Origin of the sequence: Rhodospirillum rubrum ATCC 11170 (assembly GCF_000013085.1) — a bacterium.
Taxonomy (GTDB): Bacteria; Pseudomonadota; Alphaproteobacteria; order Rhodospirillales; family Rhodospirillaceae; genus Rhodospirillum; species Rhodospirillum rubrum.
This window is the reverse complement of record NC_007643.1, coordinates 506,416-520,578: the sequence shown is the minus strand read 5'-3', so window position 1 is coordinate 520,578 and position 14,163 is coordinate 506,416. Positions and strand designations below refer to the sequence as shown.

The following is a 14,163-nucleotide window of genomic DNA, read 5'->3' as shown; positions in this document are numbered from 1 at the left end:
TCACGCGCCGAGACTACACGCTCTGAACCTCGGCCAGGAAACCGCCAACCTCGGCGTGCAGCCCGCCCGATTGCTCGGTCAGGGCGGCGGCGGCGGCGCGGACATCGGCGGCGGCGCGGCGCGCCTGTTCGGCGGCGTCACGCACCCGATCGATGCCGCCGTCAACCTGCCGGGTGCCCATCGCCGCCTCGTCCACATTGCGCCCGATCTCGGCCGTGGCGGCACGCTGGGCGTCGACGGCGGCGGTGATCGCCACCGAGACGGCGCGGATGCCGGCGAAGCTTTCGCCAACCCGGGCGATGGCGTCCAGGGCGGCGGCGGTCGCCCGTTGCACCTCGGCGACCTGGGCGGCGATGTCGCCGGTCGCCCGACCGGTCTGCGTCGCCAGGGTCTTGACCTCGCCGGCGACCACGGCGAAGCCCTTGCCGGCTTCGCCCGCCCGCGCCGCCTCGATCGTGGCGTTAAGCGCCAGAAGATTGGTTTGGCTGGCGATATCGGCGATCAGCGTCACCACCTCGCCGATGCGCCCGGCCGAAGCCGACAGGCCCTCCATCAGGGCATTGGCCTGATCCATGCGGCTTTCCGCCCGTTCGGCCTCCGTCGACTGGCGGTCCATCTGGGCGGCGACCTCGCTGATCGACGCGCCCAGGGCGGCGGCGGCCTCGGCCACGGTCCGCACATTGGCCGAGGCCTGGGCCGAGGCGCTCGCCACCGCCCGGGAGTGATCGGCCACGGTTTCGGCCGCGCCCTGCATGGCCTTGCCGGTTCCGTCCATCCCCGCCAAAGCGTCATCGACCGCCCCCAGACGGCCGCCCACCGACTGCTCGAAACGCCGGGTCAGGGCGGCGAGACGTTCGGCCCGCTCCCCCCGGGCGCGCTCTTGGGCGGCCTGTTCCTGGGCCAGGGCCTCGGCGGCGACCATGGCGTCCTTGAAGGTCGCCACCGCCCGGGCCATGGCGCCGATCTCGTTGCGCCGGTCGGTCTCGGGAATGGCCCGGGCGCGATCGCCGCCGGCCAGGGCGGTCATCGCCGCGGTGATCGCCGCCAGCGGCGCCTGGATACGCCGCGCCAGGGCCAGGCCGGCCAGAACCACCAGCAACGGCGCGCCGATCATCGCGCCCAGCATCAGCCGACCGGTTTCGACGCCGGCGCGGCGCGCCGCCGCCTCGGCCTCGCCCCGTCGCGCCTCCAGGGCTTGGGCAAGTTCGCGCACCTGGGGATCAAGCCGCTCGTAGAGCGCCGCCTGCCGGGCGATCTCGCCCTCCAGTTCCTGGCGACTCCGCGCCAGCTCGGCGAAATCGGCGGAATAGGTGGTGATCAGCGCCCGCGCCCGAGGCACCTGATCGGCGGGCAGGTTCGACCATTCAAGCAGGGCCAGAACCTTGTCGCGGGCCTTGGCGAACTCATCGATGAAGCCGGGTCGCAGCGACAGCAGAAAATCCTTTTCCGCCCGCCGCATGGTCAGCAGCGGCACCATCAGGTTATCGTCGGCGTATTCCTCCACCGCCGCCTCGACCGCCCGCACCGATTGGCCCAACCGCAGACGCAGGCCGCCCTCGTCGGAAAAGCCGACCTTGCGCAGGAGCGCGACCAATCGGCCAAATCCCTCGCCCCCCTCGCCCACGCCCTGGCGCACCGCGCTCATCCGCCCGGCCTCGGCCCGCCCGGCCAAAGCCCGATCAAGCGCCGTCAAGGCCTCCGCCGCCTTGGTCAACATGGCGCCATGGGCGGTGATCTCGGCCTCGGCGGGGCGGAGCAGGAACAACCCTTCGCGTTTGCGGGCCTCGACCAGGGCGGCGCTCAGATCGGCGGTCAGATCGGCCGCCACCGCCGCCGCGCCGGCTTCTTGCCGATAGCGCTCAAGGCGCGTTTGATTGGCGAAAAATACCGCGCCAACGGCCAGGAAGCCGACCACCGCCACCACCGCGACCAAAGTGATCTGGAACGCGATGCCCGCGCGGTGAAAGACCCCCATGACGCCATCCCCTCTGCCCTGTCTGCCCGATCGCCATCATAGAGGGCGATCACCAGGGGTTGCATAAAAAAAGACCCTTCTAACAAAGAGGTCTCTTCGGGGTCGTTCGCCGCGCCCGACCGGCTTATGATCGCCTTCTCCCCTCTCCTCTTCATCCGAGTTTCCTGGTCATGCCCCATTCCGTCGCGCCCGTTGTTTCCCAGCCCGCCGCCCTGTCCCCTACTCCGCCCAAGGCGACCATCGGCTTCACCCTGGCCGAAGGCGATCTTGACCGTCTGGACCGGCAGTTGGGGCGCATCGCCACTTTGGGCGCCGATGGCGTGGAATTGAATCTGACGGCGCTCGGCTGCCTTGTCGGCGGTCGGATCATCGGCCCGCGACTCGATGCCATCCGTCGACTGGTCGCCCGCCGCCAATTGGCCGTCACCGTCCACGGCGTCTTGTCGATGTCATTCATGGATACCGACCATGCGTCGGCGCACCACGCCGTGGCCAAGGCCTCGGTCGATGTCGCCACCGCCCTGGGCGCCCGCACCCTGGTCGTTCATACGGCCTGGATCGAGACCGCCCGCTTCGCCGCGCGGCGCGATGACCTGATGGCTTTGGAACAAGAGGGCCTGCGCCGCATGGCCGAGGCGGCCGAAGCCCACGGGCTCATCGTCGCCCTGGAGAATATGCCGCCGACCCTTGAGTCGCTGAGCGGCGGCATGACCAACCACGGCCTCGATCCGCTCTCGATCGCCGCCCAGGTGCGGGCCGTCGATCATCCGGCCTTGCGCGCCACCATCGACTTCAGCCACGCCCATATCGCCGCGCGCCATTTCGGCTGGGATCTGACCGACCGTCTGGCCGCCCTGGCGCCGCTGACCGCCCACCTGCATCTCCATGACAGCCTGGGGCGGGTCCAGACCATGAGCGGACTGTTCCCCGGCGAGGCCAGGGTGTTTGGCGAGGGCGATCTTCACCTGCCTTTGGGCTGGGGCGACGCCCCCTTCGAAACCGTGCTTCCCCGCCTGCCGCTGGCCGGGGCGATCACCGTCGCCCTGGAAATCGGCTTGGAAAAGCACGACGACGCGACGGCGGCCGACAGCCTGCTCCGGGCCCGCGCCTATTGCGCCAGCGCCGCCCGCGCGGTGAATTAGAAGCAGGCGCGGGAAATTAGAAAAACGGCGGGGCGACCATCAACCCGCCGTCGCGCCGCAGGGCATTGGGCCCGCGCTCAAGCTTCAGAGGGCTGCCCTGGCCCAGATTGCGGTCGAAGACCTCGCCGTAGGTGCCGACCTGACTGACAATCCGGCGGACCCAGGCGTCGTCCAGACCAAGGGGCGCCCCCACTCCGGGATCAAGCCCCAGAAAGCGGCGCAGCTCCGGATCCTGGGTGCTTTCAAGCACCGCGGGCAGGCGATCGTGGCTTAACCCCTCTTCCTCGGCCTTGATCAGGGCGAACAGGGTCCAGCGGGCGATGTCGAACCAATTGGCATCGCCGTCGCGCACCGCCGGCCCCAGCGGCTCAACGGCCAACAGATCGGGCAACAGGCGCAGGGCGTCGGGGCGCGGCGCCTCGAAGGTCGCCAGCGAGGCCAGCGCCGTGCGATCGGCGACATAACCGTCGCAGGCCCGGGTGAACAAGGCCATGCGCGCCTCTTCCAGCGAGCGAAAGGGCAGAATGGTAAAAGACAAACCGGCGGCGGCCATGCGGGCGGGAAGCACCCGGGCCGCCGTCGCCGCGCTTTGGACGCAGAGACGGGCCGTCGGCGGCAGCGAGGCCAGATCGTCGCCGGGAAGATCCTTCCAGGCGAGCAGCCCCGGTCCATCGAATAAACTGACGCCAACGAACGAGATGCCTTGGCCGGCATCGCGCTCCAACGTCCAGGTGGTGTTGCGCGACAGCAGATCGACCTCGCCGCTGGTCAGGGCCAGCAGGCGCGAACGGATATCCAGGGGAACGAATCGGACCCGTCCGCTGTCGCCAAGGGCGGCCGCCGCCACCGCCCGGCAATAATCGATGTCAAAGCCGCGCCACACCCCGTCGGGGTCGACGGATCCCAAGCCGGTCAGCCGGGCATTGACGCCGCAGGTCAGATACCCCCGTTCGCGCACCTGCCTAAGGGTGTCCCCCTCCGCTGCGGAGATCGGGGACGCCGGTGCTTGCTCGGCGCGACCGGCCAGCGGCGACAGCAGAGCGAAACCGATGGCCAGAACCACCGCGAGGCCACGACACAGAGCGCGAGAGGTCAGAACCGAATCCTCCATGGGTCGCCGCTCCGGGGTGAGCGGACGAGCCGAGAAGGGCTGCTTACCACAGGGTACGCGGGCCGACAAACCGCCGCTGCCACCAAACCGCGCAAGCGTGATGATTCGGGCGTTGGCCGCCCCGGCGGGGCAGACTATCTTCGCTTTTCCCGGGGAGGACTCAGGGCCCCCGGGGCCCAGGTTGGGCGTGTCTTTGAAGGGATTTCCAGACGGTGGCTTGGCGCCTTAGCGTGCGCATGCGTCTCCTGGCGGTTTTTGGCGTGGCGGCCCTGTTCGCCGTCATCGCCAGCGCCATGGGATTGCTGGCCTTCGGCTCGGTGGAACGGGCCCAGAAATCGTTTCTTGAAAGCCGTCTGCCGACCGTTGAGCTGGCCCAGTCCCTGGCCCATCGCGCCCAGGCCGTGGCCGCCGCCGCGCCGCAAATGGTGATCGCCTCGACCCAGGCCGGAAGGGACTCGGCCGGGGCGCAGATCTCGACCCAGATCGCCAACCTCGATAGGCTGCTCGTCGCCTTGCGCCCGCGCGTTTCCGACCGGTCCTTTCTTGAGCAACTCGAGGCCCAGAAGGCCGATCTGACCGAAGCCCTCAAGGCCCTTGATCATTGGGTCGGCCGGCGCATCGGCCTTCGCCGCAAACTGGACGAGCGCCTGAGCGAAGCCCGCGACCGCCTGAACGAGGCCCGCGCTCTTTTGGCCCATCGCCTTGCCAAGAGTTCCCCGGCCGACGACCAGCCCGTGCGGTTGGCGATGGCGCTGGTTTCCATCGAACGCGCCGCCACCCTCCTCGAGGCCCTTCCCCTGGCCGCCGCCGGGCGATTGGCTTGGCTGGAAAGCGCCTTTGGCGCCGAGTTGACCATGGCCGCCAGAGACAGTGAGGGCGATGGTTCCTGGGAGGGGGCGGGCGAGGTGCGAGGCGCGCTCGCCGCCGCCGAGGCCCTGGCTCGGGGCCCCGAGGGCCTGTTCGCCACCCGCGACGGGCTGGAGGAGGCCGAGCGGCGATGCGAGGCGCTGCTTGTGGCCTATTCCCAATTCGCCAATCGTCTCGTCTATTCCGCCGATACCCTGGCGGCGGAAACCGCCGCCGTCATGAATGCCGACGGGCGGTCGCTGACCGCCACCCTTGGCCTCATCAGCCTGATCCTCTTGGCCATCGCCGCCCTCGCCGTCGGCGGCGCGCTGGTTATGGCGCTGTTTGCCGACCGGACGATCTCGGGACGGCTGGCGACCTTGCGCCAAAGCATGGCCGCCCATGTGGCGGGACTGGACGCCCCCCTGCCCGACCTTGGTCGCGACGAGATCGGCGAGATGGCGCAGGCGTTGAAAATCTTCGTCGCCACCATCGCCGATCGGGAAGGCGCCCTGAAGGCCAGCCAGGACTATCTGCGCGCCGTTCTTGACGCCGTGCCCGAGGGAATCCTGACCATCACGGATACGGGCGAAGTGGTCGGCGCCAGCCGCTCGGCCGAGTCGCTATTCGGCCCGGGCCCCGGCCTCATTGGCAAGGAGTTGAGCCTTCTGATCAGCGACGCCGAGGGCGGCCGCCTGTCGCTTGAGGGCGCGGAAAGCGCCGGCGCCCCCCAGGCGGTGATCGCCCACCGCGCCGATGGCGACAGTTTTCCCGGGGAAATCACCGTGGCGGGGATTCTCCGCGACGATCGCCAGATCCATGTGCTCAGCCTTCGCGACATTTCCGAACGTCAGCGAATCGAGGCCGAACGCCAACGCTTCGTCGCCCTGCTCGCCGCCGCCCAGGAGGCCACGGCCGATGGCTTGATGGTCATCGATCTGGACGGCGCGATCATCACCTGCAATCAGAAATACTATGATACCGTCGGCATCAGTCCCGACGCGTTCGTCCCGCGGTCGCGCGATGAAAGGCTGGCCCTGCTTGCCGGGCTGATGGCCGAGCCCCAGTATTTCATCGACCGTATCGAGGAAATGGAGGCCGACCCCGATCTGACGGCCTATGACATACTCCATCTGGCCGATGGCCGGCTGATCGAGCGCTATTCGTCACCCTTCAAGGTCGGCGGAATCCTCGCCGGCCGACTGTGGAGCGTGCGCGACATCACCGAGCGCGAAAAGGCGCGCGCCGAGTTGACCGAAGCCAAGGAAGCGGCCGAACGGGCCCTGAGCGACCTCAAGGACGCCCAGCGCAATCTGGTCGAGGCCGAGAAGATGGCGGCCCTTGGCCAGTTGGTGGCGGGCATCGCCCATGAGATCAACACCCCCGTCGGCATCACCGTCACCGCCGCCTCGTTCATCGCCGACGAGGCCAAGGCGATCGGCGCCTTGATCGACGCCGGAACCTTGCGACGCTCGCGCTTCGCCGGTTTCCTCGAGTCCCTGCGCGAGTCGTCGACCCTTTTGCTCTCCAACGCCAATCGGGCGGCCGAACTGATCCAAAGCTTCAAGCAAGTTGCCGTGGACCAGACCAGCGACGAGCGGCGGACCTTCGATCTTGGCCACTACGTCACCGAGGTGCTGATCAGCCTGGGCCCGAGTCTGCGCAAGCTTCCCCATCGCGTGACGGTCGATATCCCGCCCGGCATCATTCTGGACAGCTATCCCGGCGCCCTGGCCCAGATCCTGGCCAATATCGTGCTCAATGCCCTCTCTCACGCCTTCCTTCCGCAAAGAGCCGGGCAGATCACTGTGACGGCGCGCGAAACCGAGGAGGAGGTGGTGGAGCTTCGGATCGCCGATAACGGCCGGGGCATGAGCCCCGAGGTCCGCGATCAGGTGTTCGAGCCGTTTTTCACCACCACCCGTGGCGCCGGCGGATCCGGCCTTGGCCTGCATATCGCCTATAATCTGGCCAATCGCACCCTTGGCGGACGTATCGGCGTTGACAGCGCACCGGGAGAAGGGACGACATTCATCGTGATCATCCCCCGAGTCGCCCCCCCCGCGCCGCGGGCCCTTCGCTCAAGCGGTACCGTGATCCACGGACAATAAAGGAGGACGGCAAACTTTCGCGCCAAGGGATTGGCGCGTTTGCTCGTTGCGGACCCAACACAGTGTTGCCGCCGGAGCACAGGCAGTGAAAAATCCCCACTCATGGCCTTGGATAGCCTTGCGCTTCGCCGCCAGCATTAGGATTCTATGAGGCAACGCGGCCCGCTTCGAATGTCTCCATCGGTAGGAGGCGATCTGTGATTGCTCCAAATACGGGTGGAACGGGCTTTCGGTGAAACTTTGGGCATATGGGAATCGATTGCCATGACCAAGACTTTTAAAATCGCCGCTTTGGCAAGCGCCGCGGCATTCTTGCCCGTCGTGGCCCAGGCGCAGACGCCGGAAGGCGCCTATGTCGCCTTGCACGGTGGCGTGAACTTCAACGTCGACCAGGAACTGTCCATTCCGGGCGCCAAGGGCGACGCCAAGACCGACACCGGCTATGCCGCTGGCGGCGCGGCCGGTTACGCCTTCGGCGGCGGCCCCCGCCTGGAATTGGAAGGCACCTGGCGCAGCAACGATCTTTATAAGATCGGCAACCTGGGTACCAAGGGCAATCTCGATTCCGCCAGCTTGATGGTCAACGCCATCTATGACATCCCGACCGGGACCGATTTCTACCCGTATTTGGGTGTCGGCGCCGGCGCGTCGTGGGTCTTTGCCGAAGCCAAGAATTCCGGCGCCGGCTTCAAGGCCTATGACGACGACATCGCCTTCGCTTATCAGGGCATCGCCGGTGTCGGCTACAACGTCGATCAGAATATCGGCGTGACCTTGGACTACCGCTTCCTCGGCACCACCGGTCTTGATTTCAAGACCAGCGCCGGCAAGGCCGATTACGACGCCTATTACAACCACACCGTTTTGGTTGGCCTGCGTTACTCCTTCTCCAAGCCGTCGGCTCCGCCGCCGCCCGCCCCGGTGCAGGAAGTCGTTCAGCAGAGCGTTGTTGAGGTTCCCGAGTCCTATCTCGTGTTCTTCGACTTCGACAGCACCTCGATCACCCCGGAAGCCGGTGGCATCATCAACACCGCCGCGACCAACGCCAAGTCGACCGGGTCGTCGACCATCGAAGTGACCGGCCACGCCGACCGCTCCGGTGGCGACGCCTACAACTTGGCTCTGTCGAAGCGTCGCGCCGAGGCCGTTGTCGGCGAACTCGAGCGCAATGGCATCTCGCGCTCGCAGATCGCCGTCTACGCCAAGGGCGAGGCCGATCCGCTGGTCCCGACTCCCGATGGCGTGCGCGAGCCGCAGAACCGCCGCGTGGTTGTCGTCCTGAAGTAATCCTTCCGGACTCGACACCTCTCGGATTTGGAACCGGCGCCTTTATGGCGCCGGTTTCTTTTTGGGCCATCACTCGAGGAGTCCGATAGGGGAGCGAATCGTCGTCGCTCTTTGGTTCGGCTGGCCCGGGATTGGCCCTAAGACGAGCGCATAAAAAACCGCCCGCCTCCATCAAGGAAGCGGGCGGTTTTTTTACCGCGCGAAAAAAGAAGCGGTTACTGCTTCTGCGCCGTGCGGGTGGCGCAAGCGTCGTTCTGGATCGAGAAGGGCGATTGGTCGGAAATGAAGGAAACCAGATTGCCCTTGGGCATCGCCGACAGGGTCTGGAAGACGCCCTGGCTTTCCTGACAGAACGCCTTGCGGTTGGCCATCGACCGCCGCGAGGCCTCATTGGCCATGCGCGTCACATAGGCGTTCAGTTCCTTACGCGCCGCCCCGCCATACTGGCGGTTAAAATACGAGGTCAGGGATTTGCCCTGGGTCACCAGTTCGCTTTCGAACTGGCTGACAAACTGGTTGTACTGCGCCGACTGACCGCAAGACAGACCGGCGACCATCAGGTGGCTCTGCAGGGTGCGGACCTGAAGGGCCGCGGTATCCTTGGCCGGCGTACAGTTCGACGCCATGGCCGGAGCCCCCGTCAGCATCATTGCCAGGGCAGTGGCGGCAACGATACCGAAGGCTGAACCGCTCTTCCTAGGCATCGGCCGATCGCCCTTACCGTGACTGGCCATGGGTTGGCATCCTCCAAGCTGGTTGATTATCCCGTTCCCTAGCACATCCAAGCAGGCGATGACCACCCCGCATTTGCACAAAAGAGAGCCACCCTGGCCAAAGGGGTATCTCCTCACCTTGCGCCCCGGGCGTGTGGACCTCGCGCGTCGACGCTGTTTGGCTGTTGCACAGTTCGGTGTCATTAGGCAGGCTGGACACGTCCCGGTTTTCCCAAGAAGACCGGGAGACAACGAAGGATGGCGCCGGATCCCCCGGAAAGCCGCCCCCGACCAAGGGAGGTAAGCGTTTCATGCCGAGCTACCGTGCGCCGATTGCCGACATCATGCTGGCGCTGCGCGCCACCGGCCTTGCCGAAGTCCTCACCCTGCCCGGGGCCGAGGACGTTTGCGAGGATCTGGTCGAGGCCGTGCTGTCCGAGGCGGGAAAGTTGGCAGCCGATGTTCTGGCGCCGCTCAACGCCCCGGGCGACCGTCAGGGCAGCCGCCTTGAAAACGGCACCGTCCGCACCCCCGACGGCTTCGCCGAGGCCTATGGCCATTTCGTTGACGGCGGATGGACGGGCGTTCCCTTCGATCCCGAGTATGGCGGCCAGGGACTGCCCTGGATGGTGGGAACGGCCCTGAACGAGATCTGGCAGGCCGCCAACATGTCTTTCGGCCTCGCCCCCCTGCTGAGCGCCGGAGCCATCGAATTGCTCGACAGCCATGGCTCGGCCGAGCAGAAGGCCCAGTGGTTGCCCAAGCTGATCAGCGGCGAATGGACGGGCACGATGAACCTGACCGAACCCCAGGCCGGTTCCGATCTGGCGGCGGTGCGGACCAAGGCGGTCGCCGCCCCCGATCTGGGCGATGGGGTCTACAGGATCTTCGGGTCGAAGATCTTCATCACCTATGGCGACCACGACTTGGCCCCCAACATCGTCCACATGGTGCTGGCCCGCATCAGCGACGCCCCCCCCGGCATCAAGGGCATCTCGTTGTTCATCGTGCCCAAGACCCTGCCCACCGCCGAGGGCGGGCTGGGCGCGGCCAACGACCTGCGCTGTGTCTCGCTTGAAGACAAGCTGGGCATCCATGCCAGCCCAACCTGCGTGATGGCCTTTGGCGACCAGGGTGGCGCCGTGGGCTATCTGGTGGGCGCGGCCAATCACGGCATCGAATATATGTTCACGATGATGAACAACGCCCGGCTGGGCGTCGGCGTGCAAGGCGTCGGTCAAGCCGAACGCGCCACCCAGGCGGCGGTCGAATACGCCCGCGCCCGGGTGCAGGGTGGTGACGCCTCGGTGCGCGGCGGTCCGTCCGTCAGCATCATCCACCACCCCGATGTGCGGCGCATGCTGATGACCATGCGCGCCCGCACCCAGGCCGCCCGGCTGATCACCTATCTGACCGCGGCCGCCCTGGATACGGCCAAGCGCCATGCCGACGCCGCCCTTCGCGCCGAAGCCGCGACGCGGGCGGCGCTGCTGACCCCGATCGCCAAGGCCTGGAGCACCGAGGCCGGCATCGACGTGGCCAATCTGGGGATCCAGGTCCATGGCGGTCAGGGCTATATCGAAGACGCCGGCGCCGCCCAGTTCCTGCGCGACGCCCGCATCGCCTCGATCTACGAGGGGACCAACGGCATCCAGGCGATTGATCTGGTCGGCCGCAAGGTGCTGCGCGACGGCGGCGTGGCCGCCCGCGCCCTAGCAAGCGAGCTTGCCGCCATCGCCGAGCGCTCGGCCGCGACCCTGCCCGGCTTGCAAGCCCCGCTGGCGGACGGACTCGCCGATCTGGAGGCCGCCCTGGAGTGGGTTCTTAGCCATCCCGACGCCGTGTCCGCCCAGGCGGCCGCCACGCCGTTCCTGACCCTGTTCGGTCTGGTTCTCGGCGGCGGCCTGCTGGTCGAGCAGGCCGTGATCGCCACCGCCGAGGCCGAGAAAGCGGCCGCCGCCACCACCGCCGGCTTCTTCCTGCGCCACCTGTTGCCGGCCACCGCCGGGCATCTGGCGACGATCCGCGCCGGGGCGGCCGATCTGGTCGCTTTGCACGAGGACGCTTTCGTCGCGGCCTGAAACCGATTACCCATGGCCTTTCCGGCGACGGCCCCACTATAATCCCGCCGCCTTTTGTATGCGGGAGCACCGATTAGCCGATGACGTCCGGCCCTGTCCTTGACGCCACGCGCCGCCATGCCGGCCTTGCCTTCGCCGGTTGGCGCTCCGGTTTCCCGCGCGTGACCTCCCCTGGATCACCGTTCCCGGGAGTCGCCCCCATGGGCGCTTCCGGAACGGCTCTGCTTATGCCGGTCGTTCTTGGCTTGCTGGTGGTTCCCGGGCTGATCGTCGGATTGGGGGCCGGCCCGGCCCGGGCCCAGGACGCGGGCGCCATCCGCATCACCAATGGCGCCACCGCCCAAGGGGTGGGGATGACCGTGCTGGGCGGCCTGGATTCCGCCCCGAGCGACAACTCCTCCAGCGCGGTGGCCCTGGCGCCTTTGGCCTATGGCCGCACCGATACCGGCATCGCCCTGGTCGGGGCGCTCGGCAGCGCCGCCGCCAGCGCCCAGCCGGGCGACATCCGCCTTCAGCCCATCGACACCAACCGCCTGATCGCGCCCAGCCCTTCCGCCAGACCCGCGCCGGCGGTTCTCGCCGCCCCCGCCCCCGCCCCCTCTCCGCAAACGCCGGCCGCCGCTGCCGCCCCGGTGGGCCTTGAAGGGCCCGATGTCTATGGCGGCGCCTTCACCGGTGGGGTCTTCGCCGGGCTGGCGTCCCCCCCAAAGACGGCCACCCCGGCGCCCTCCCAACCGGCCGGACCGGCCGAGGACCACACCCTGGTCACCGCCGATGACATGTCCCAGGATTCCGACCTGGGCACGGTAACGGCGCGGGGGAACGTCAGCGTGGTGTCGGGCGGGCAGACCCTGCGGGCCGATGTGGTGACCTTCAACACCGCCCAGAACATGGTCACCGCCTCGGGCAACGTCTCGATCACCAAGCTTGGCGAGGGGCCGGCCGATACCACCTTCGCCCAGTACATGGAATTGACCGGTGATCTGAAGGACGGCTTCGTGCGCGGAGTCCAGACCCTGATGACGAACGGCGGGCGGATGAGCGCGTTGTATGGCGAACGCGACAGCAAGGCCCAAACCAAGGAATTCTCGCGCGGCGTCTATACGGTGTGCAAATCCTGTCCAGGGGCCGACTATCCCCTGCCAACCGTCACCGGCAACCGCGAGGGCACCCGGCAGCCGCCGCCGATCTGGCAGCTCAAGGCGGCGCGCATTACCCATGACGAAGCCGCCAAGGACATCATCTATCGGGACGCCTGGGTCGAGGTCATGGGGATCCCGATCCTCTATACGCCCTATATCAGCCAGCCCGACCCCACGGTTTACCGGCGCTCGGGCTTTCTTCCCCCCTTGACCGGCACCTCGAGCAATCTCGGCGCCTCGATCAAGATCCCTTATTACGTCGCCTGGGATGACCAGTCGGATTCGAACCTCGCCTTGCAGTACTCCGACAAACAGAATGTCATCCTCTGGGGATCCTATGATCGGATTTTGCGCGATGGCGCCTTCGAGTTCGATGGGTCGCTCAACCCCTTCGACGAAGACAACAGCCTGCAGGGCCATTACGAAAGCGCCGGCGCCTACCATCTGAACAGCACTTGGCGCGCCGGTTTCGAAAGCGCCCTGGCTTCCAAGGCCGGCTATCTGCGGCGCATGTCGCTCAAGCCGCAGAACAATTCCGATTATCTGACCACCAACGCCTATCTGGAAAACTTTTCGGACCGCAGCCATGGGCTGGTCCAGGGTTATTATTTCCAGGACACCACCCTCGACATCGATCAGGCCACCGTTCCCTACGTGCCGCTGATGGCCGAATACCAGTTCGTCAGCAATCCGCTGTGGGCCGATGGCCATGCCGAGGTCGATCTGCACGGCATGACCCTGCGCCGGACCGAGGGCACCGACAGCAGCCGCATGATCGGCCGGGTGGGGTACGAACTGCCGTTCCAAGATGGCCTGGGCAGCGCCTTTGTCGCGAGGACCTCCCTGCGCGGCGACTTCTATAACGCCGAGGACCTCGAACTCGACGACGGCACCATCCATTCGGGAAACGAAGGCCGCTTCGTGCCCCAGGGCAGCCTGATCTGGCGCTATCCGCTGGTCCGTCCGGGCAAAACCTACCGTCAGGTGATCGAACCCAAGGTCGGCGTGTTCGCCGCCCTACCATCGAACAATCCCGACAAGATCCCCAACGAGGATAGCGAGACCATCAATCTCGATATCGCCAATCTGTTCGAACCTTCGCGCCTGCCCGGCTATGACCGGGTCGAAGGCGGCGAATGGGTGGCCTATTCGCTGCGCTATGGCCTGTATGGCCCCACCGACGACACCTTGGAATTCGAAGTCGGCCAAAGCTATCGCGCCCAGCGCGACAACGACCTGTTCCCCAAAGGGTCGGGGCTGTCGGATAATCTCTCCGACGTCGTCGCCCGCTTGCGCTATGCTCCCTCGTCGCTGCTAGCGCTCCAGTACAGCACCCAGATCAACAGCGAAACCTTCGAGCCGCGCCGCCACGAGGTCGAAGCCTCGGCGGGAACCTCGCTCGTGCGCGGATCGCTGGGATATCTTTATGCCCAGTCGAGCAGCACCGCCGCTGGCGAAGATATCGCGTCCCGCAAGCAGATCTGGGGCGGCCTATCCTACCGGTTATCGCAAAACTGGTTCCTGACCGGCACGCACACTTACGATCTGACCCGGGGCGCGACATTGGCAACCAAAGCCTCGGTCAGTTATGAAGATGAGTGTCTGATTCTCGCGACGACCTTCGAAGAAGACAATACCGATGCCTATGGGGTGGACGGCGGCACCACCCTGATGTTCACGGTGACGCTGAAAACCCTGGGATCCTATTCCCTGGAATGATCCGTTTCCGGCGTGGCCTTAACAAACCGAGGGTAG

8 protein-coding genes are annotated in these 14,163 nt (G+C 66.7%); 5 read left to right on the top strand and 3 right to left on the bottom strand.

Annotation, left to right across the window (positions count from 1 at the left end; translation table 11 throughout):
• Positions 1–13 precede the first annotated feature (13 nt).
• Positions 14–1,975 (bottom strand): methyl-accepting chemotaxis protein, encoded by a 1,962-nt coding sequence (locus RRU_RS02320; protein ID WP_011388200.1) that lies wholly within the window; start codon positions 1,973–1,975, stop codon positions 14–16.
• Positions 1,976–2,145: 170 nt separating this feature from the next.
• Here RRU_RS02320 and RRU_RS02315 point away from each other — a divergent pair, with 170 nt between their 5' ends.
• Positions 2,146–3,117: a sugar phosphate isomerase/epimerase family protein gene (locus RRU_RS02315; protein WP_011388199.1), complete on the top strand. Its 972-nt coding sequence runs from the start codon at positions 2,146–2,148 to the stop codon at positions 3,115–3,117.
• 16 nt (positions 3,118–3,133) lie between these two features.
• Here RRU_RS02315 and RRU_RS02310 read toward each other — a convergent pair whose 3' ends face one another.
• On the bottom strand, positions 3,134–4,228 hold the full coding sequence (locus RRU_RS02310) for an amino acid ABC transporter substrate-binding protein (protein WP_011388198.1): 1,095 nt from the start codon (positions 4,226–4,228) through the stop codon (positions 3,134–3,136).
• Between the two features lie 212 nt (positions 4,229–4,440).
• Between RRU_RS02310 and RRU_RS02305 the strand changes: the two genes are divergently transcribed.
• Both RRU_RS02305 and RRU_RS02300 read left to right on the top strand, forming a co-directional pair.
• Positions 4,441–7,185: an ATP-binding protein gene (locus RRU_RS02305; protein ID WP_011388197.1), complete on the top strand. Its 2,745-nt coding sequence runs from the start codon at positions 4,441–4,443 to the stop codon at positions 7,183–7,185.
• A gap of 264 nt (positions 7,186–7,449) precedes the next feature.
• Entirely contained in the window at positions 7,450–8,472 is a 1,023-nt protein-coding gene (locus RRU_RS02300) for an OmpA family protein (protein WP_011388196.1), read from the top strand.
• Between the two features lie 215 nt (positions 8,473–8,687).
• Here RRU_RS02300 and RRU_RS02295 read toward each other — a convergent pair whose 3' ends face one another.
• Positions 8,688–9,176, bottom strand: a complete 489-nt coding sequence (locus RRU_RS02295) for a hypothetical protein (protein ID WP_164922573.1) — start codon at positions 9,174–9,176, stop codon at positions 8,688–8,690.
• Between the two features lie 320 nt (positions 9,177–9,496).
• Here RRU_RS02295 and RRU_RS02290 point away from each other — a divergent pair, with 320 nt between their 5' ends.
• Together RRU_RS02290 and RRU_RS02285 are read left to right on the top strand one after the other, a co-directional pair.
• On the top strand, positions 9,497–11,266 hold the full coding sequence (locus RRU_RS02290; protein WP_011388194.1) for an acyl-CoA dehydrogenase: 1,770 nt from the start codon (positions 9,497–9,499) through the stop codon (positions 11,264–11,266).
• A 200-nt stretch (positions 11,267–11,466) separates the two neighbouring features.
• Positions 11,467–14,127 (top strand): LPS-assembly protein LptD, encoded by a 2,661-nt coding sequence (locus tag RRU_RS02285; protein ID WP_011388193.1) that lies wholly within the window; start codon positions 11,467–11,469, stop codon positions 14,125–14,127.
• Positions 14,128–14,163 lie beyond the last annotated feature (36 nt).

Coding starts and splice junctions, on each gene's coding strand:
- RRU_RS02320 (WP_011388200.1), bottom strand. CDS start 1,975: ATGGGGGTCTTTCACCGCGCGGGCATCGCGTTCCAGATCACTTTGGTC.
- RRU_RS02315 (WP_011388199.1), top strand. CDS start 2,146: ATGCCCCATTCCGTCGCGCCCGTTGTTTCCCAGCCCGCCGCCCTGTCC.
- RRU_RS02310 (WP_011388198.1), bottom strand. CDS start 4,228: ATGGAGGATTCGGTTCTGACCTCTCGCGCTCTGTGTCGTGGCCTCGCG.
- RRU_RS02300 (WP_011388196.1), top strand. CDS start 7,450: ATGACCAAGACTTTTAAAATCGCCGCTTTGGCAAGCGCCGCGGCATTC.
- RRU_RS02295 (WP_164922573.1), bottom strand. CDS start 9,176: ATGCCTAGGAAGAGCGGTTCAGCCTTCGGTATCGTTGCCGCCACTGCC.
- RRU_RS02290 (WP_011388194.1), top strand. CDS start 9,497: ATGCCGAGCTACCGTGCGCCGATTGCCGACATCATGCTGGCGCTGCGC.
- RRU_RS02285 (WP_011388193.1), top strand. CDS start 11,467: ATGGGCGCTTCCGGAACGGCTCTGCTTATGCCGGTCGTTCTTGGCTTG.